This is a genomic window from Allobranchiibius sp. GilTou73, from assembly GCF_021391335.1.
GTDB lineage: Bacteria > Actinomycetota > Actinomycetes > Actinomycetales > Dermatophilaceae > Allobranchiibius > Allobranchiibius huperziae.
This window is the reverse complement of the sequence record NZ_CP090051.1, coordinates 3516185-3535270: the sequence shown is the minus strand read 5'-3', so window position 1 is coordinate 3535270 and position 19086 is coordinate 3516185. Positions and strand designations below refer to the sequence as shown.

The following is a 19086-nucleotide window of genomic DNA, read 5'->3' as shown; positions in this document are numbered from 1 at the left end:
GAAGGGACATTCGATGCCTGGAAGGCTGCAGGACAAGGTCGCCGTCGTCACCGGAGGGTGCTCCGGCATCGGGCTGGCCACCGTCCGCCGGTTCGCGGAGGAGGGCGCGTCCGTGGTCATCGCCGACATCGACGAACAGACCGGCGAGCGGGTCGCTGACGAGGTGCACGGGCGATTCGTGCGCACGGACGTGACCGATGCCGAGCAGGTCGAGGCGCTGTTCGCGACCGCCAAGTCGGCGTACGGCAGCGTCGATGTCGCGTTCAACAACGCCGGCATCTCACCGCCCGACGACGACTCGATCCTCACCACCGGGATCGAGGCGTGGCAGCGCGTGCAGCACGTGAACCTGACCAGCGTCTACCTGTGCTGCAAGGCCGTGCTGCCGTACATGATCGAGCAGAAGCGCGGATCCATCATCAACACAGCGTCATTCGTCGCGATCATGGGAGCTGCCACCTCGCAGATCTCCTACACGGCGAGCAAGGGCGGGGTCCTCGCGATGTCGCGTGAGCTGGGGGTGCAGTTCGCACGCGACGGGGTGCGGGTCAACGCCCTGTGCCCCGGGCCGGTCAACACTCCGCTGCTCAAGGAGCTCTTCGCCGCCGATCCGGAGCGTGCCGCGCGCCGGCTGGTGCACGTGCCGGTCGGCCGGTTCGGCGAACCGGAGGAGATCGCGAACGCGGTGCTCTTCCTGGCCTCCGACGAGTCCAGTTTCATCACCGCCACCGACTTCCTGGTCGACGGCGGCATCTCGGGCGCGTACGTGACCCCGCTGTGAGCAGGCCGGTCATCGGCATCACGCCGTACCTGGAACCCGTCGACCGGGACGTGTGGCGCGCCCAACTGAGCGTGACGCTGCCGGCGACCTATGCCGAGAAGGTGATCGCGGCCGGCGGCATCCCGTTGGTGGTGCCACCGCTGCCCGACGCCGACGAGGAATGGGCCGCGCGGGTGCTGGGACGGGTCGACGGTCTGATCCTCTCTGGCGGCGCCGACGTCGAGGCGGCCCGGTACGGCGCGCAGCCGCACCCCGCCGCTCAGGAGGCTCGGCCCGATCGCGACGTCAGCGAGCTGCTGCTGGCACAGGTCGGGCGGGATCTCGACGTGCCGACGCTCGGGATCTGCCGGGGGATGCAGGTGATGGCGGTGGCGGCCGGCGGCACACTCAATCAGCATCTGCCGGATGACGTGGGCCACGAGAGGCATTCGCCGTCACCGGGGAAGTGGTCCTCCCACCGGGTGCTGGTGGGGCAGGGGACTCCGCTCGCCGCGCTGCTCGGCGCCGAGGTGACGTGCCCGACGTACCACCATCAGGGCGTCGCGTCCTGTCCCGGGTACGACGTGGTGGCCCGCGCCGAGGACGGAGTGGTCGAGGCCATCCACGACCCGTCGGCACGGTGGCGGCTCGGGGTGCAGTGGCACCCCGAGCAGGGCGACGACCTGCGGCTCTTCGAAGCACTCGTCGCGGCCTGTTCCTGACATCGGGAGCACGTGCGTGCCCGATCGAGCGCGCATCCACTCCCACGTCGTCAGCGGAAGTCGCGGGAGGTCAGCTCCACGGCGATCGGCAGCTTCTCCAACCGGTCGGCGACCACGTTGACGATGTTCTCCGGTGACCGTTCGAGCACGCCGCGGATGATCATGGCGGATGCGGACCGGGCTATGACGCGGTAGCGGTGCCAGACGCCCCGGCTGCAGATGATGTTGATCAGGCCGGTCTCGTCCTCGAGGTTGAGGAACGTGATGCCGCTCGCGGTCGCCGGCCGCTGCCGGTGGGTCACCACCCCGGCCACCTCGATGCGCCGACCGGACTCGACCGTGAGCAGGTCACTCGTGCGCAGGACGCCCCGCTCGCGCATCACCGTGCGGGCGTGCCGCATCGGGTGGTCCGCGGGGCTGATACCGGTGGCCTGCAGATCATGGATCAACAGCTCACCCAGGGTGAGCTCCGGCAGCAGCGGGGGCTGGTAGGGCACGTTGATGTCGAGCTGGCCCTGCTTGATCGCCGTGGCATCGGCTGCCTGCCACAGCGCACCACGTCGCGAGCCGGACAGGTCATCGAGCGCTCCGGACAGCGAAAGCGCCTCCATCTGCTCGGTGTCCAGCTCGGCACGCCTGGCGAGGTCGCTCAGGTCGGCGAATCTGCCGTCCCGTTCCCGGCACGCGACGATCCGCTCGGCGACCTCCTGGCCGAGCGCCGAGACGTCGTCCAGGCCGAGGCGCACGCTGTGCTGCCTGTCGCGGCGGTGCCGCTCGGTGTCCGGAGGTCGTGTCGCGTCGAACTCGCCGATCTCGTCCTGCTGGTAGTCCTGCAGGCAGGACTCCATGCCGCCGCCCATGCCGTGAGTGGCACCGTCCTCAGCCTCCAGGTCGGCATAGACGTTCGAACGATGAATGTCTGGTTGTAGCACGATGACGCCATGTCTTCGGGCGTCACCGACCAAGGTCTGCGGTGAGTAGAAACCCATCGGCTGGGCACGCAGCAACGACGCCAGGAACGCCGCCGGGTAGTGCAGCTTCAGCCACGAGCTCGCATAGACCAGCACCGCGAAGCTGAGGGAATGCGACTCCGCGAAGCCGAAGTTCGCGAATGCCTCGATCTTGTTGTAGATCTCGTCGGCCGTCTCCGGCGCGATCCCGTTGGCGGCCATCCCGTCGTACAACTTGGCCTTGAGCGTCTCGATCTTCTCGACACCCCGCTTGGATCCCATCGCTCGGCGCAGCAGGTCGGCGTCGGCGGTGCTGCAGTTGCCGACGGTGGTGGCCATCTGCATCAGCTGCTCCTGGAAGAGCGGGATGCCGAGCGTGCGCTCCAGGACGTCCTCCAGCAGGGGGTGCGGGTAGGTGACCGCCTCCTCGCCGGTACGACGCCGGATGTACGGGTGCACCGCACCGCCCTGGATGGGACCCGGGCGGATCAGCCCGATCTCGACCGTGAGGTCGTAGAAGCAGCGCGGTTTCAGCCGCGGCAGGGTGCCGATCTGCGCGCGGCTCTCCACCTGGAAGACACCGATCGAGTCGGCGCGGCACAGCATGTCGTAGACACCGGGCTCGTTGCGGGGGATCGTCTCCATCCGCCACACCTGCCCGAAGTGGGTGCCCACCAGGTCGAAGGTGTGCTGGACGGCGGCCAGCATCCCGAGGCCCAGCAGGTCGAACTTGACCAGTCCCATCCACGCGCAGTCGTCCTTGTCCCATTGCAGGACAGTGCGATCGGTCATCCGGGCCGGCTCGATGGGGCAGACGTTGCCGACCGGTTCGTCGGTCAGCACCATGCCGCCGGAGTGGATGCCCAGGTGCCGGGGGAAGGTGAGCACCTGGCTGGCCAGCTCCACGACGGCCGGAGCGATGTCGTGGTCGGTGCTGTCGATCTGCCCGCCCCACCGCTCGACCTGCTTGGACCAGGCGTCCTGCTGGCCCTGACTGTGTCCGAGCGCCTTGGCCATGTCGCGCACGGCGTTCTTGGGGCGGTAGGTGATGACGTTGGCGACCTGGGCGGCGTTGCGGCGGCCGTACTTCGCGTAGACGTGCTGGATGACCTCCTCCCGGCGTCCGGCGTCGAAGTCGACGTCGATGTCGGGCGCCTCCTCGCGCAGCTCGGACAGGAACCGCTCGAAGGGCAGGCCGTAGAAGATCGGGTCGATGACCGTGATGCCGAGGGCGTAGCAGACGGCCGACGCGGCAGCGGATCCCCTTCCCTGACAGAGGATCCCCTTCTCGTGCGCGAAGCTGACGATCTCGTGCACGATGAGGAAGTAGCCCGGGAAGTCCTTGGCCTCGATCACCTGCAGCTCGTGCTCGAGTCGCTCCCGGTGGGCCGGGGTCAGCTCCTTCCACGCCTGCGCGGCGCCCTGCCAGGTGAGCTCGCGCAGCCAGCTCATCGGCGTGTGCCCGTCGGGCACCTCCTGGCGGGGCAGTCGCGGGCTGGCGGAGCGCAGCCGGAAACCCAGGTCGGCGGCGATGTCGGCGGTGCGCTCGACCGCGCCGGGGAACCGGGCGAAGCGTGCCCGCATCTCGACGCCGCTGCGGATGTGCGCCTGGTCGCTGCTCGGCAGCCACCCGTCGAGATCCTCCAGACTGCGACGGGCCCGGACCGCAGACAACGCACTCGCCAGCCGGAACCGGTCGGGAGCGGCGTAGTGCACCGCGTTGGTCGCCACCGTGTCGACGCCGGCGCGGCGGGCGATCTCGGCCAGTCGGTCGATGCGCAGACTGTCTGCAGGGTCGCCGTGATCGGTGAGCTCGACGAGCACGTTGGCGGCACCGAAGAGGTCCTGCAACCGGCGTACCTCAGCGAGGGCCGCGTCGTCACCGGAGCGTTCCAGCGCCTGCCGGACCATCCCCTTGCGGCAGCCGGTGAGCACCGTCCAGTGACCGTCGGCGGTGCCGGCCAGCGACGCCAGGTCGTAGATCGGCCGTCCCTTCTCCGACCCGGGCGCCAGATGCCCGTCGGTGAGCGCCCCGGCCAGCCGGTGGTAGCCCTCCTGGCCGCGTGCCAGCACCAGCAGGTGGCTGCCCTCGGGGTCGGGCATGCCGTTCTGAGGCGCGGTCAGGTCGAGCGACAGCTCGGCGCCGAAGACGGTGTCGATGTCGCCGAACGCCTCGGCCGCCTCGGCCATCCGCACCACGCCGTAGAGGCCGTCGTGATCGGTCAGCGCGATGCCCCGCAGCCGTCGCCGGACCGCCTCGGTGACCAGTTCCTCCGGCGAAGAGGCGCCGTCCAGGAAGCTGTAGTGGGAGTGCGCGTGCAGCTCGGCGTAGGGCACCACCGGCCCGTCGTCGACATCGTCGTCCGGTGGCAGCGTCGGTGCTTCGAACGCGGTGCGCTTGCGGGAGAACGCCGGTCCGTCACCGCCGTCGGCGGGGTACGCCGGTCGCTGGGCGGGCCTGGTGCCCTCCGACAGCAGCCGCTCCAGGTCCGACCACGGGATCGGCGGGTTACTGAATCCCACGGTCGCGGGTCTCCTCAGTCATAGCGCGCCTCGGTCCACCAGTGCTCGCCGCCGGCCAGCAGCAGCCACGCTTCGTTGTGGTCGTCGATCATCTGGAATCTGTTGACGTTCAACGGGTTGCGCCACCATCTCTGCTGGATCGGCCACGGGCCGGCCCAGGCGGTGACCCGGCGCGCCGGGCCGTCGCCGAGGCGCAGGGTGGCCGGTGGCATCGACAGGCCGCCGCGCCGGTCGACGCGTACGACGGCCCCCTCGGCATCGAGCACCACCGCGGGGCGGGCCTGCGCGAAGACCGTCGACGGCGCCGGGCCGGGCAGCGACCCCGGCCACGGCTGGTCGGTACGACGCTGCGCGGACGTCGGGATCGCCTCACCCCACGGCCGCAGCACCCGGCGTTCGTCGAGCAACCGGCCGCCGCCGACGCTGACCGACAGCACCGCGTCGTGACCGAGGCGCGCCTGTAGTTGGGTCACGGTGCGCACCACGTGCTCGTCCGGCCGGTCGCCCCACAGCCCCTCGGCGTGGTGGGAGGCGCTCTCCAGCGATTCCGGCGCCATCGTCACCAGGGTGACGGCGTCGTACCGTTCGCTGGTCTCGGCGGAGAACTCATCGAGCTGCCACCGCACCCGGTCCAGCAGCTCCGCCCCGGTGAACTGCCACGGGTGACGCCAGAGTCGTTCGTGCACCAGGCCGGCCTCGGTGTGCAGGGTGAGCCGGATCTGGTTGCAGACCAGGGCATGCTCCATCAGTGCGGTGATGAGCCGGTCGACGGCCGGGGTGCACAGCGCGACCAGCTGCTCGACGTCGCCCACCGGCGGATCGCAGATGACCCGCAGGTCGAGGTCGAGCGGCACCGACCGGGGTGAGATGGCCGGCGCGTCCTCACCGCAGGCCAGCTGGTGGGCGCGCAGACCGGTGGCCCCGAAGCGCGCGTGCACGTCACCTCGGGGAAGGGCGGCAAATTCTCCGAGATGGCGGATCCCCATGCGGCGCAACATGTTCGGCATACGGGCGTCGTCCACCGCTGCGCTGAGCACGGTCACCGGCAGACCGGCCAGGAAGGAGGTGGACCCGCCGGGCGGCACCTGCAGCCAGGGCACCTCGCCGGTGGTGGCGTAGGCGGACTGCTCGGCGGTGAAGAGCCCGTCGGCCACGGCAAGCCGTACGTCGTGGTCGAACTCCTCCTGCACGGCGGCGGCGAGCGCATCGGCCGCTGCCGCCTCGCTGCCGTAGAACCGGGCGATCCCGACGGCACGCACCGCGGCCAGTCCCGGCCGGATCACCTGCACCAGGGGAGCGCGCTGCTCGATGACGCGCAGGACGGGCTCGAAGGCGCGCTGCTCGACCTCCGGGTCGTGGAGCAGGACCTGCAGATCCGGGCACCTGGCCTGGGCGTGCCGGATGCGCAGGCCCTCGGTGACGCCCTCGGCGGCGGCCGCCGCCGAACAGGCCAGCACGATCCCCTTGGCCACGACCGCCAACGGCGCGTCGGCCGGCGCGCCGGCCGCCTCCTGCGCGGCGATCAGCGACCAGCCCGGCCACCAGAGGGCCAGCACCCGCACCGGCGTCGAGGTCGCCGGGAGCATCCTGCTCATGCCGGCCATGCCTGTACTGCCTGTGCTGCCTGTGCTGCCTGTACTGGCCAGCCGAGGTCGGCGGTGCGCTCCCGATGCCGCTCGGTGACGGTGATCCTCAGCCGCTGACGCATCAGCGCGCCGTACCCCTGGCCGAGGCCGTCCCAGCCGGTCGTCACGGCCTCGATGTGCGCGGCCGCCCGGGGCCAGGCGCCGGCCACGATCATCGTCGTACGCCGGATGCGCAGCCGGGCGTGCAACCGCTCGACCTCACCCGGGGTCACGTGCGGCGGACGGGAGGTGAGGATCAGATCGGCGATCTCGGTCAGGGCGGCGACCACGCTCACCCAGTCCTGCGACGGGGGGTGCGGCACCAGGACCATTCGGGTCAGGTCGGCGCCCCAGGCGGCGGCCGACTCGACCCCGAAGTGCGGCAGTCCTACTGCGGCACACCAGGATCCGGTCCTGGTCGGCTCGGCCAGCAGACCCATGGCCACGGTGGTCGAGCCGGAGAGGGTGTAGACGCTGCCGAGCCGCAGCCCGGTGGGGAAGCTGTCGCGCAGGTCGGGATGCACCGGTACGCCGGGCAGAGCGGGCACAGCTGAGCTCTGCCGGACCTGTCCCGCCTGCCTCTTCTGCCCGCCGGTCTCGCGACGCAGCAGGTCGTGCAGGTGGGCGACCGTCTCGTCACGCGAGGTCACCGGTGGGGGAGGCAGCATCCCTCCATGATCGAACACGCGTTCGAAAGACGCAAGTGCCCCGTCCGACTAGCGTGACGCCATGCTGCTCTACTCCATCGGCGCCTCGATGGATGGTTTCATCGCCGACCGACAGGGCGCCTTCGACTGGTCGGCGCCGAGCGATGAGCTGTTCGCCTTCCACCTGGAGCGCGTGCGGGAACTCGGCGCCCACCTGTGCGGGCGCAAGCTCTACCAGACCATGCTGGTGTGGGAGACCGACCCGTCGCTGCGCGAGACCGACCTCTATGCGGCGTTCGCCGACGTGTGGAGCGCCCTGCCGAAGGTCGTCTTCAGCCGCACGCTCGAGCGCGTCCAGGGGAATGCCCGGCTCGCCGAGGGGTCGGTCGCCGAGGAGATCGCCGCGCTCGCCGCCACCGGCCGGGACGTCGAGATCGGTGGTGCCGACCTGGCCGCCCAGGCGATCGAGCTCGACCTCGTCGATGAGTTCCGGATCTTCCGCTACCCGATCGTCGTCGGCGGAGGCGCACCGTTGCTGCCGCCGGTCACCACGGATCTGCGGCTCGATCTGATCGAGACCAGGACGTTCGGGCCGGTGGTCTACGAGCGCTACGCGCGGGTCCGCGGCTGACGCCGGTCAGGCTCCCGCGGACACGTTGCCGCGCCGCGACAGTTCCTCGTCCAGATGCAGCAGGCCCGGCCCGTCGTCGTCGATCCGCCTCAGACGGTCGATGATCGCGGCGACGGTCGATTCCTCCTCGATCTGCTCCGCCAGGAACCAGTCGAGCAGCGGCCGGGAGTCCAGATCGCCCTCGGACTCCGCGGTCCGGTAGAGCTCGCGGATGGAGGCGGAGACCTTCTGCTCGTGCTGCAGGGCGAGCTCGAAGCAGCGCAGCACGGAGGAGACGGGCTCGGCGTCCGGGCCGTCGATGGTCCCGATGACCGGGCGGTTGTCGCGGTCGCTCGCGTGGTCGATGAACTTGTTGGCGTGCACGATCTCCTCGTCCGCCTGATGGCGCAACCACGCGGAGACCCCCGGCAGATCCAGCTTGCCCATGTCGATCGCCAGCTGTCGGTAGACGATCGACGCGCGCAGCTCCAGGGTGATCTGTGCGCTGAATGCCGTCTCGAGGGCGTCGCTCATCTTCATCTCATCGACCTTAGGCACCCGACGCACCCCTGACCAGGCAGCGGAGGCGGGCCGCAAGCCCCGGCGGCGTCTACCTGACGGCCGCGACCTCGGCCACCCGCTCGTTGACGTCCTCCAGGCTGCGTCCGGTGGTGCGCGGTCCGAAGAGCCCGATGTCCACGCAGAGCACGGCCATGATGACCGCCGACCCCGCGAAGACGCCGCCCGCGTGGAAGTGGTCGAGCGCGCTGACCGCGATGAACGGCAGCACCGCCGAGGTCAGCCGGGAGAGCGAGTAGCAGCTGCCGACCGCGCTCGATCGCACGGTCGTGGGGAAGATCTCCGCCTGGTAGACGTGGTAGGCGTTGGAGAAGACGTTGCTCGACACGGTCAGCAGGAAGCCCGCGGACACGATCACCGCGGTGTTCGTGGCGACCCCGAAGGTGATGCCGAACAGCGCCATCAGCACGGCCGCCACGATGATCAGGAACTTGCGCTCGACACGCTCCACGATCGGCACCGCGACCAGTGCGCCGATCGGATACCCCAGGAACGACAACGCTGCGAAGCCGAGCGAGTCGGTGACGTTGTAGCCCTTGCTCTTCAGCACCAGGGGAGCAAGGGTCCCGAATCCGTAATAGCCCACGGTCTGCAGGACGTTGAACACCGCGAGCATCACCGTGCGCCGGCGGTACTCCACGCCGAGGAGCACACGCAGAGGGACACGGCGCGCCTCGACCGGCGCATCGGCGGGCTGGGTGTGCGGCTGCTCGGTGCGGGCGGCGCGGACCGCGCCGCTGCGGCGTTCGATGTCGGACACGATGGCGTCCGCCTCGGCGTAGCGCCCACGCGACTCCAGCCAGCGCGGCGACTCCGGCAGCAGGGTGCGCGCGGCGAAGACGAAGACCGCCCCGAGTCCGCCGGCGATCAGCAGCCAGCGCCAGCCGTCGAGACCGAGGATCTGGTGCTTCGCCACGACCCGCGCGCCGATCAGCGCCGCGAGTGGCACCCCGAGGAAGCCCACGACGTACGCCCACGAGATGTACCGACCGCGCACCCGGCCCGGCAGGAACTCGGCGAGGTAGGTGTCGACCAGCACGAGTTCGGAGCCGATCCCGACTCCGCACAGGAAGCGCAGGATCACGAACACGGTCAGGTTCGGGGAGAAGCCGGCCGCGATCGACAGCACCGAGTACGACGCGAGGTTGAGCATGAACACCTTGCGGCGCCCGATCCGGTCGGCGAGGCTCGACATCGCGAGTGCACCGACGAACATCCCGGCGAACGCCGCCGCGATGACCATGGCCTTGCCCGTGGTGCCGAGACCCCACTGCTCCGCGAGCACCGTCGCCAGCACGCCGCCGAGGAACACCTCGTAGAGGTCGAAGAACGACCCGATCCCCACGATCGCGGTCATCCGTCGATGCCAGCCGGAGACCGGCAGCGCATCGAGCCGTTCGGCAGAGTCGGAGTACGTCGTGGTCGCCGTCATCGCATTCCTTCGCGTCGTCGCCTGCCCATGCTAGGTGCATTCATCACCTATGCAGAGGAGGCGCGGAAAAGCGCTCGCGGCGCCGCGGACCGGCACGACAGGATGGCGCGCGTGATGCACGAAGGGGAGACGCGCATCGATCCGGCGCTCGTCGCCGACCTGGTGGCCCGCCAGTTCCCGGCGTACGCCGAGCTGCCGATCCGGCAGGTCCACTCCGGCGGCACCGAGAACGCCGTGTTCCGACTGGGCGAGCGGCACGCCGCTCGGTTCCCTCTGCACGAGGGGTCGGTGCCGAGCCTGGTGAAGGAGATCCGCTGGGGTCCGGCCTTCTCGGCGAGGGCCACGCTGCGGACGCCGATGGTCGAGGCGGTCGGTGCGGCGGGACCGGGCTACCCCTCCCCGTGGGCGATCGTGCGCTGGCTGGACGGGCGTGACGCGCAGGAGGTCGCCGTCGGAGACAGCGAGCAGGCAGCCACCGCCCTGGGCGGCTGCGTGCGCTCACTGTGGTCGCAGTCGCAGGACGCGCCGCCGGTGGGCGTGCTCGGGGGATCGCGCGGCGGCCCGATCGGCATACGCGACAGCGACTTTCGCGAGGCACTGTCCCGCTGCGCCGGGCTGATCGACACCGTACGCGTGGGCGAGATCTGGGAGGCCGCGCTCGCGGCACCGACGTGGGACCGACGCCCGGTGTGGCTGCACGCCGACCTGATTCCGGGCAACCTGCTCGTCCGTGAGGGGCGTCTCGTCGGGCTGCTCGACCTCGGCGCGATCGCGACGGGCGATCCCGCGTACGACGTCACGGCCGCGTGGTTCGTCTTCGACGGCCCGCGCAGAGCGACCTACCTACGCGCGCTCGGCGTCGCTGTCGGGGGGCCGGTCTGGCTGCGCGCCCGCGGCCTGGCCGTGTCGCAGGCCGTGATCGCCCTGCCGTACTACCTGCACACCAACCCCACGATGGTCGCCATGGCGCGGCGCTGCCTGACGGAAGTGCTCGCCGAGCCCTAGAGCGGTGTCCAGATGTCGGTTCGGGAGGGTCGCAGCGACGCGCAACCCTCCCGAAGTGACTTCTCGACCGCTGGATCAGGTGGTCGGCGGCAGCACCGACTGCTGGCCGGGCACCTCGTCCTGACGCAGCAGACCGATCGGGCAGGTCAGCCCGTTGGGGCCGTGGTTGCAGTAGCCGCCGGGGTTCTTGTGCAGGTACTGCTGGTGGTGGGCCTCGGCGTAGTAGAACTCACCGGCCGGGGCGAGCTCGGTGCTGATCTCGCCGTGGCCGTGCTCGGTCAGGACCTGCTGGAACTCCGCGCGGGTGGCCTTGGCGGCCGCCTCCTGCTCGGGCGTGGTCCAGTAGATCGCCGAGCGGTACTGGGTGCCGACATCGTTGCCCTGGCGGTACTTGGTCGTGGAGTCGTGGTTCTCCCAGAAGACCTTGAGCAGGTGCTCCGCGTCCGTCTGCTTCGGGTCGTACGCGATGAGCACCGCCTCGGTGTGCCCCGTCCGCCCGGTGCAGGTCTCCTCGTACGTCGGGTTGGGGGTGATGCCGCCGATGTACCCGACAGCAGTGGTCACCACGCCCGGCGCCTGCCAGAAGAACCGTTCGGCCCCCCAGAAGCAGCCCATCCCGACGTACAGCACCTGGGTGCCGTCGGGCCACGGGCCCTTCAGCGGCGTGCCGAGGACCGCGTGCGTCGCGGGCACGTGCTCCATGGGCGTCGAGCGCCCGGGCAGTGCCTCGTCGGGGGAGACCATGGTGCCAACTCGTCCGAAACCGAAGATCATGTCTGTGCAACGACCGGGGCCGCGTAAACCTTCCGCACCCGCCAGGGCGCGACGTGGCCGGTTTGCGTCCGTGGCCAGGGCGGCAGCACTGGCCACGGACGTAGAACCCCCACGTCGCCGCAAACCGATTCGGTGGCGTCGCCGCCCGTCGATAGCCTTGCCCACGTGCTGACCGTGCAAGACGCCCTGCTCACCCTGCAGAAGTTCTGGACCGACCGTGGCTGCATGGTGGTCCAGCCCTTCAACACCGAGGTGGGTGCGGGCACCATGAACCCCGCCACGCTGCTGCGAGTGCTCGGACCGGAGCCGTGGCGGGTCGGGTACGTCGAGCCGAGCGTGCGCCCGGACGACAGCCGGTACGGCGAGAACCCCAACCGCCTGCAGCAGCACACCCAGTTCCAGGTGATCCTCAAGCCCGACCCGGGCAACCCGCAGGAGCTCTACCTGGAGTCATTGGCGGCCCTCGGCATCGACCTGCACGCGCACGACGTGCGGTTCGTGGAGGACAACTGGGCCCAGCCTGCGATCGGCGCGTGGGGCCTGGGCTGGGAGGTGTGGCTGGACGGCATGGAGGTCACCCAGTTCACCTACTTCCAGCAGGTCGGCGGCCAGAACCTCGACCCGGTGAGCGTGGAGCTGACCTACGGCATCGAGCGGATCATGATGGCCCAGCAGGGCGTCAGCCACTTCAAGGACATGCTCTATGCGCCGGGCATCACCTACGGCGAGGCATTCGGCCAGCAGGAGTACGAGATGTCGAGGTACTACCTCGACGACGCCGACGTGCCGACGAATCGCGAGCTCTTCGAGAGCTACACGGCCGAGGCGCGCCGCCTGGTCGAGACACGGCTCCCGGTGCCGGCGCACACCTACGTGCTGAAAAGCAGCCACGCGTTCAACGTGCTGGACTCCCGCGGCGCCATCTCCACGACCGAGCGCGCACAGGCGTTCTCGACGATGCGGGCGCTCGCACGCGACGTCGCGGCCCTGTGGATCGAGCGCCGCGCCGAGCTGGACTACCCGCTGCTGAAGTCCGACGCCGCCCCGGTCCTGACCGGTGCCGCGGTCATGCCGCCCCACCAGGGCGAGCATGAGAAGGACTCCGTGAGCGCCGACGCACCGGCCGAGGACTTCGCGTTCGAGATCGGCGTCGAGGAGCTCCCTCCGCATGTCGTCGGGCAGGCGGTGGAGCAGGTACGCAGCCTGCTCACCGACGGTCTCGCCGCCGGCCGGCTCACCCACGGCGAGGTGTCGGTGCTCGGCACCCCGCGCCGGATCGTCGCCCACGTGCAGGCCGTCTCCGCGCACGAGCCGGACGCACAGACGATGCGCAAGGGCCCCAAGGTCGGCGCCGCGTACGACGACGAGGGCAACCCCACCAAGGCCGCCCAGGGCTTCGCCCGCGGTCAGAAGGTCGATGTCGCCGACCTGGTCCGCGCCGAGTTCGACGGCGCCGAGCACGTGGCGGTGCGCATCGACCAGCCGGGCCGCGACGCTCTGAGCGTCCTCGGCGACCTCGTCGCGACCACGGTCGGCGAGCTGCGCGCCGACCGCAACATGCGCTGGTCCGATCCCGAGCTGACCTACAGCCGTCCCATCCGGTGGGTCGTCGCGCTGTGGGGCGCGCTGGTCGTGCCGGCTCAGGTGTCGCAGCTGCGCACCGGCCGCACCACCTACACCCAGCGCGGTGACGCCGACCCCCTCGTGCGGGTCGACAACGCACAGACCCTGGCGCCGGTCCTGGCCGAGCGCGGCATCGTGCTCGACGCCGCGGAGCGCCGCAGCTCGGTCGTGGCGCAGGCCACCGCACTCGCCGCGACCGTCGGCGGCGTCGTGGACTTCGAGGACGAGGCCGCCCTGGTCGACGAGATCACCAACCTGGTCGAACAGCCCCGTGGCATCCTCGGCAGCTTCGAGGAGCGCTACCTGAAGCTGCCCGAGCAGATCCTCACCACCGTGATGCGCAAGCACCAGCGCTACCTGCCGGTGCGGGACGCCGACGGATCGCTGCGCCCCTACTTCGTCACCATGGCGAACGGCGTGTGCGACGACGACGTGGTGCGCGAGGGCAACGAAAAGGTGCTGCGCGCGCGGTACGAGGACGCGGCGTTCTTCTACGACGCGGATCTGCAGACACCGCTCGCCGACCTGCGGTCCGGCATCGGCAAGCTCACCTTCGAGAACCGGCTGGGTTCGGTGGCGCAGCGCGCCGACCGGATCGCCGACCTGGCGTCCGCGCTGGCCGGGGACCTTCAGCTGGGCTCCGATGACCGGGCGACGCTCACTCGCGCGGGCGAGCTGGCCAAATTCGACCTGGCCTCGCAGATGGTCATCGAGCTGTCGTCGCTGGCCGGCACCATGGCGCGCGAGTACGCGCTGCGCGCGGGTGAGAGCCGGGCCGTCGCCGACGCGCTGGCCGAGATGGAGCAGCCGCGCAGCGCCGGTGGAGCGATCCCGCGCACCGTGCCCGGTGCGGTGCTCGCGCTCGCCGACCGTTTCGACCTGCTGGCCGCCATGTTCGCCCTCGGCGCCAAGCCCACCGGCTCGTCCGACCCGTTCGCCCTGCGCCGGGCAGCCCTCGGAGTCATCAGCATCCTGCGCGAGCACGAGGCGCTCTCCCTGGTCACGGTCGATTCCGGACTTGCCGCGGCTGCGAAGCGGTTGCGAGGGCAGGGGATCGAGGTCGGTGACGAAGCCGTCTCCGCCGCCCGGGAGTTCACCGTCGGCCGCCTGATCCAGCAGCTGCGCGACGAGGGCGTGGATGCCAGACTCGCCGACGCCGTGGCTCCCCTCTCCGCATCGCCGGGCAAGGCCCAGGCGGCCCTGGGAGACATCGAGAGGACCCGCACCGACCCGAGGCTGGCCACGCTGGTCGAGGCGGTCCAGCGGATCACCCGCATCGTGCCCGCGGGCACGGCAGCGGCGTACGACGCGAGCGTCCTGGTCGACCCGGCCGAGGTCGACCTGGAGCGCCTCGTCGCCGCCCTGCCCGACCACCGCGCCGACGCCATCCCCGGATGGCTGCCCGACGCGTCCGTGCTCGTGGGGCCGCTGACCCGGTTCTTCGACGAGGTCCTAGTGATGGCGCCGGACGAGCGACTGCGCGCGGCCCGCCTGGGCCTGCTGCAGACCATCGTCGACCGTGCACCGGACGGCATCGACTGGCAGGCGCTGAACTCGGCCCTGTGAGGGCGGCGAAGTAACCCGTTGTCCTGACGGCCCTCGGCTGGCAGCCTGCTCGGATGGCATCCCGCGCATCCAACTTCTGCATCGACGCCGCCGACCCCTACACCCAGACCCGGTGGTGGGCGCAGGTGCTGGACGACTTCGTCATCGACCCCGAGTACGACGCCGATCCGGGTGCCGAGGAGGACGGGCTACGCGGTCCGGACGACCGTTTCCTGCTCTTCCTGAAGGTCCCCGAGCCCAAGACGGTCAAGAACCGGATGCACCTGTGCCTGCGTCCGACCGACCGCAGCCGTGACGAGGAGGTCGACCGGATCCTCGCGCTGGGGGCGACGATCGTCGACGACCGCCGCAACGGTGACAAGGGCTGGGCCGTGCTCGCCGACCCCGAGGGCAACGAGTTCTGTGTGCTCGGTCCCTACCGGCCGGGCAGCTGACACCGGGCCGACAGGGACGGCCGTAGCCTTGCCGGCATGAGCTCTTCGAATCACGGTTTCTCGACCCGCGCCATCCATGCCGGCCAGGAACCCGATCCCCGCACCGGCGCCGTCGTACCGGCCATCTACCAGACGTCGACCTACAAGCAGGACGGTGTCGGTGGGCTGCGAGAGGGTTACGAGTACTCCCGCTCGGCGAACCCGACGCGCACCGCGCTGGAGCAGTGCATCGCCGAGCTGGAAGGCGGGGCGCGAGGATTCGCCTTCGCCTCGGGTCTGGCCGCCGAGGACGCGATCCTGCGGGGGCTGCTGCGCCCGGGCGATCACATGATCATCCCGACCGACGCGTACGGCGGCACGTTCCGGCTCGTCGACAAGATCGTCAAGCCGTGGGGCGTCGACTACAGCCTCGCCAAGGTCGCCCACGCGGACGCCATCCGCGGCGAGATCCGCCAGGGCGTCACCAAGCTCGTGTGGGTCGAGACGCCCACCAATCCGCTGCTCGGCATCGCCGACATCGCCGCCATCGCCGCCATCGCCCACGAGGCCGGTGCGCTGCTGGTCGTCGACAACACGTTCGCCTCCTCCTACCTGCAGCAGCCGCTCAGCCTCGGCGCGGACATCGTGATCCACTCGACCACCAAGTACGCCGGAGGTCACAGTGACGTCGTCGGTGGCGCCGTCGTGGTGGCGGAGCACGTCGCGGTCCCGGCGTTCGAGGACGCCGCCGAGCGGATCGCTTTCCACCAGAACGGTCTCGGTGCAGTCTCCGGCCCGATGGATTCGTGGCTCGTGCTCCGGGGATTGAAGACCCTGTCGTTGCGGATGGAACGACATTGTGACAACGCCGAGCGCATCGTCCAGGTGCTGCAGTCGCGCCGGGACGTCACCAACATCTACTACCCCGGCCTCGACTCCCACCCTGGGCACGACATCGCGGCCCGTCAGATGAAGCGCTTCGGCGGGATGGTCAGCTTCCAGCTGGCCGGCGGCGAACAGCACGCGGTCGACGCGATCGGGCGCACCGAGCTGTGGACCCTCGGGGAGTCCCTCGGCGGGGTCGAGTCGCTCATCGAGCACCCCGGGCGGATGACCCACGCGAGCGTCGCCGGCACCGAGCTGGAGGTGCCGGGCGACCTGATCCGGTTGTCCGTCGGGATCGAGGATGCCGAGGACCTGGTGGCGGATCTGGAGCAGGCGCTCGGGTGAGTCCGGATACTGCGAAGGATCGATCGGCGGGCGATCCGCTGGGTTGTCACCGCGACCTGGCACCATGGCCGGACGTGACGGTCCCCCGAGGGTTCGTGGGCAGTCTCCGGCCGCGCCGGACGTCACGCCAAGAGGAGGTCTGAGCATGGGGGACGCCGTCTTCGCCGAAGGTCTGGTGAAGCACTACAAGGCGGTCAAGGCTGTCGACGGGGTGTCGTTGAACGTGCCGGAGGGGACGGTGCTGGGGGTGCTGGGGCCGAACGGCGCCGGCAAGACCACGACGGTGCGGATGCTGACCACCTTGATCCGGCCGGACGCGGGGCACGCGACCGTCGCCGGGCAGGACGTGATCAAGGATCCGGCGGCCGTGCGCCGCTGCATCGGGGTCTCCGGTCAGTCGGCCGCGGTCGACGAGTACCTCACGGGCTACGAGAACCTGGAGATGATCGGCCGGCTCTACCACCTGTCCAAGAGGGATGCCCGCGCACGCTCCCGGGAGCTGCTGCAGGACTTCCGGCTGGACGAGGCGGCCGACCGCCCGGCCAAGACCTACTCGGGGGGCATGCGCCGGCGGCTCGACCTCGCGGGGGCCCTGGTGGCGCGGCCGCCGGTGATCTTCCTGGACGAGCCCACCACCGGGCTGGACCCGCGCAGCCGCGGTGACATGTGGGACGTCATCACCACGCTGGTCCGCGCGGGCACGTCGGTGCTGCTGACCACGCAGTACCTGGAGGAGGCCGACCGCCTCGCCGACAACATCGTGGTGGTCGACCGCGGTGTGGTCATCGCCGAAGGCACGTCCGATGAGCTGAAGGTGCAGGCCGGCGGCGAGCGCCTCGAGGTGACCGTCCTCGACCCCGCACGGGTGGGCGAGACCGCCGGGCTGCTCGCGGCGATCGCCGGGGGAGATGCCACCTCCGATGATCACAGCCGCCGCGTCACCGTGGGGGTGTCCGGCGGCACGCGCGACCTGCTGGTCGCCGTGCGCCGGCTCGACGATGCGGGCATCGAGGTGCAGGACATCGGCATCCGGCGTCCCACGCTCGACGACGCCTTCCTGGCGATGACCGGCCACGCGGCCGAGGAGGCCGCGGACGACGACGGGTCGGTCGCCAGCAGCAAGGACGCCCAGGGGGCATCGCGATGACCACGTTCTTCAGCGACGGGCTGACCGTCGCCCGGCGCAATCTGATCAAGATCAAGCGGGTCCCCGACCTGCTGGTCTTCACCACGCTGCAGCCGATCATGTTCGTGCTGCTCTTCGGCTACATCTTCGGCAGCCTCGCCGGTCCGGGCAACGCCGGCGGCTACCGGGAGTTCCTCATCGCGGGGATCTTCACCCAGACGCTGGTCTTCGGCGCGACCATCACCGGCTTCGGGATGGCCGAGGACATGCAGAAGGGCGTCATCGACCGGTTCCGCACGCTGCCCATGCACCCCGGCGCGGTCCTGTTCGGGCGCACCCTGTCCGACGTGCTCAACAACGTCATCGTGCTGATCGTGATGTCGGTGACGGGGTTGATCATCGGCTGGCGGATCCGCACCGGGGTCCTGGACGCCGTCTGGGGCTTCGCGCTCCTGCTGCTGTTCGCCTACGCGGTCAGCTGGCTGTTCGCCTACGTCGGGCTGAAGGTGCGCACGCCGGAGATCGTCAACAACGCCTCGTTCATGGTGATCTTCCCGTTGACCTTCATCGCCAACACGTTCACCAGCGCGCAGGCGCTGCCGGGACCGCTGAAGTCGATCGCCGGGTGGAACCCGGTCTCGACCATCACCTACTCGGCCCGGGACCACTTCGGCAACCTCTTCGCGCTGAAGGTGGCCGGCACCCATCAGCAGCAGCTGGACGCGATCCGCTACACCTGGGCGCTGCGGCACGCCGACCTCTACACCGTGATCTGGGTGGCCGCGATCCTGGCGATCTTCGTGCCGCTGGCCACGACGACGTACAAGAAGGCCGTCGCCAAGTAGCCCGGCCGCCACAGCGACAGGCCCGCTCTCCCGTCACCGGGGGAGCGGGCCTGTCGTTGTCGGGTCAGGCGCGGGCGCTCACTTGTAGGGCGTGGCCTGCGTGATCTTGACCTCGATGCTCTTGCCGTTGGGCGCCTCGTACGACGTGGTCTCACCGACCGACTTGCCGTTGATCGCCGAACCGAGCGGGGACTTCTCGCTGTACACGTCGAGGTCGGTGGAGTCGCCGACGATCTCGCGGCTGCCGAGCAGGAAGTGCTCGGTCTCGCCGAACATCTCCACGGTCACCACCATGCCGGGGGCCACCGTGCCCTCCTTGACGGAGGGGCCACCCACCACGGCGTCGCGCAGCAGGGCGTCGAGCTGGCGGATGCGCAGCTCCATCTTGCCCTGCTCCTCGCGCGCGGCGTGGTAGCCGCCGTTCTCCTTGAGGTCACCCTCTTCGCGGGCCTCCTCGATCTGGCGGGAGATCTCGGTGCGTCCTGCGCCGGTGAGGTGGTCGTACTCAGCCTTGAGCCGGTCGTAGGCCTCCTGGGTCAGGAAGCTGGCGTCAGTGGTGCTCGTCACGGACCTTCTCCTTGCTGTGCGACAGATGATGTGGTGCGGGTGCCTGGGCCGGGGCGCGGCCCGCGGGCAGGCCGTTTTCGTCACGTGCC

The 19086-nt window shown here is 70.3% G+C and carries 16 protein-coding genes; 9 read left to right on the top strand and 7 right to left on the bottom strand.

The window, feature by feature from the left end:
• Positions 1-13: 13 nt before the first annotated feature.
• Both LVQ62_RS17385 and LVQ62_RS17380 read left to right on the top strand, forming a co-directional pair.
• Positions 14-781, top strand: coding sequence for a 3-oxoacyl-ACP reductase (locus LVQ62_RS17385; protein WP_233763433.1), 768 nt, complete (start codon positions 14-16; stop codon positions 779-781).
• On the top strand, positions 778-1482 hold the full coding sequence (locus LVQ62_RS17380) for a gamma-glutamyl-gamma-aminobutyrate hydrolase family protein (RefSeq protein ID WP_233763431.1): 705 nt from the start codon (positions 778-780) through the stop codon (positions 1480-1482). Before LVQ62_RS17385 ends, LVQ62_RS17380 begins: the two co-directional genes overlap by 4 nt.
• A gap of 50 nt (positions 1483-1532) precedes the next feature.
• Here LVQ62_RS17380 and LVQ62_RS17375 read toward each other — a convergent pair whose 3' ends face one another.
• The 3 genes from LVQ62_RS17375 to LVQ62_RS17365 are packed head-to-tail and all read right to left on the bottom strand — an operon-like array spanning position 1533 to position 7248.
• Positions 1533-4955 (bottom strand): error-prone DNA polymerase, encoded by a 3423-nt coding sequence (locus LVQ62_RS17375; RefSeq protein ID WP_233763429.1) that lies wholly within the window; start codon positions 4953-4955, stop codon positions 1533-1535.
• A 14-nt stretch (positions 4956-4969) separates the two neighbouring features.
• On the bottom strand, positions 4970-6550 hold the full coding sequence (locus tag LVQ62_RS17370; RefSeq protein WP_233763428.1) for a DNA polymerase Y family protein: 1581 nt from the start codon (positions 6548-6550) through the stop codon (positions 4970-4972).
• On the bottom strand, positions 6547-7248 hold the full coding sequence (locus tag LVQ62_RS17365; protein WP_233763426.1) for a hypothetical protein: 702 nt from the start codon (positions 7246-7248) through the stop codon (positions 6547-6549). Before LVQ62_RS17365 ends, LVQ62_RS17370 begins: the two co-directional genes overlap by 4 nt.
• Before the next feature lie 61 nt (positions 7249-7309).
• On the opposite strand from LVQ62_RS17365, the gene LVQ62_RS17360 reads away from it, so the two are divergent.
• Positions 7310-7858, top strand: coding sequence for a dihydrofolate reductase family protein (locus LVQ62_RS17360; RefSeq protein ID WP_233763424.1), 549 nt, complete (start codon positions 7310-7312; stop codon positions 7856-7858).
• Between the two features lie 6 nt (positions 7859-7864).
• Here LVQ62_RS17360 and LVQ62_RS17355 read toward each other — a convergent pair whose 3' ends face one another.
• Both LVQ62_RS17355 and LVQ62_RS17350 read right to left on the bottom strand, forming a co-directional pair.
• Positions 7865-8377, bottom strand: coding sequence for a ferritin (locus LVQ62_RS17355; protein ID WP_233763422.1), 513 nt, complete (start codon positions 8375-8377; stop codon positions 7865-7867).
• A gap of 70 nt (positions 8378-8447) precedes the next feature.
• On the bottom strand, positions 8448-9848 hold the full coding sequence (locus LVQ62_RS17350) for an MFS transporter (RefSeq protein WP_233763420.1): 1401 nt from the start codon (positions 9846-9848) through the stop codon (positions 8448-8450).
• A 114-nt stretch (positions 9849-9962) separates the two neighbouring features.
• Between LVQ62_RS17350 and LVQ62_RS17345 the strand changes: the two genes are divergently transcribed.
• Positions 9963-10853 carry an aminoglycoside phosphotransferase family protein gene (locus tag LVQ62_RS17345; protein WP_233767927.1) on the top strand — a complete coding sequence of 297 codons (891 nt, stop codon included), beginning with the start codon at positions 9963-9965 and terminating at the stop codon, positions 10851-10853.
• A gap of 75 nt (positions 10854-10928) precedes the next feature.
• On the opposite strand, the gene msrA is transcribed toward LVQ62_RS17345, so the two are convergent.
• Complete coding sequence (gene msrA, locus LVQ62_RS17340) at positions 10929-11597, bottom strand: peptide-methionine (S)-S-oxide reductase MsrA (RefSeq protein ID WP_233763418.1); 669 nt, start codon at positions 11595-11597, stop codon at positions 10929-10931.
• A 195-nt stretch (positions 11598-11792) separates the two neighbouring features.
• Here msrA and LVQ62_RS17335 point away from each other — a divergent pair, with 195 nt between their 5' ends.
• The 5 genes from LVQ62_RS17335 to LVQ62_RS17315 all read left to right on the top strand — a co-directional run bounded on the left by LVQ62_RS17335 (position 11793) and on the right by LVQ62_RS17315 (position 18430).
• A complete protein-coding gene (locus tag LVQ62_RS17335; protein WP_233763416.1) occupies positions 11793-14816 on the top strand; it encodes a glycine--tRNA ligase in 3024 nt (1007 codons plus the stop codon).
• Positions 14817-14869: 53 nt separating this feature from the next.
• On the top strand, positions 14870-15250 hold the full coding sequence (locus LVQ62_RS17330) for a VOC family protein (RefSeq protein WP_179479159.1): 381 nt from the start codon (positions 14870-14872) through the stop codon (positions 15248-15250).
• A gap of 36 nt (positions 15251-15286) precedes the next feature.
• Positions 15287-16459 carry a cystathionine gamma-synthase gene (locus tag LVQ62_RS17325; RefSeq protein ID WP_233763414.1) on the top strand — a complete coding sequence of 391 codons (1173 nt, stop codon included), beginning with the start codon at positions 15287-15289 and terminating at the stop codon, positions 16457-16459.
• Positions 16460-16604: 145 nt separating this feature from the next.
• Complete coding sequence (locus LVQ62_RS17320) at positions 16605-17606, top strand: ATP-binding cassette domain-containing protein (RefSeq protein WP_233763413.1); 1002 nt, start codon at positions 16605-16607, stop codon at positions 17604-17606.
• Positions 17603-18430, top strand: coding sequence for an ABC transporter permease (locus LVQ62_RS17315; RefSeq protein ID WP_233763412.1), 828 nt, complete (start codon positions 17603-17605; stop codon positions 18428-18430). Before LVQ62_RS17320 ends, LVQ62_RS17315 begins: the two co-directional genes overlap by 4 nt.
• Before the next feature lie 78 nt (positions 18431-18508).
• Here the strand turns inward: LVQ62_RS17315 and greA are convergent, their stop codons facing one another.
• The gene (gene greA, locus LVQ62_RS17310; protein WP_208053765.1) at positions 18509-18997 is read right to left on the bottom strand and encodes a transcription elongation factor GreA; all 489 of its coding nucleotides are present in this window, start codon (positions 18995-18997) and stop codon (positions 18509-18511) included.
• Positions 18998-19086 lie beyond the last annotated feature (89 nt).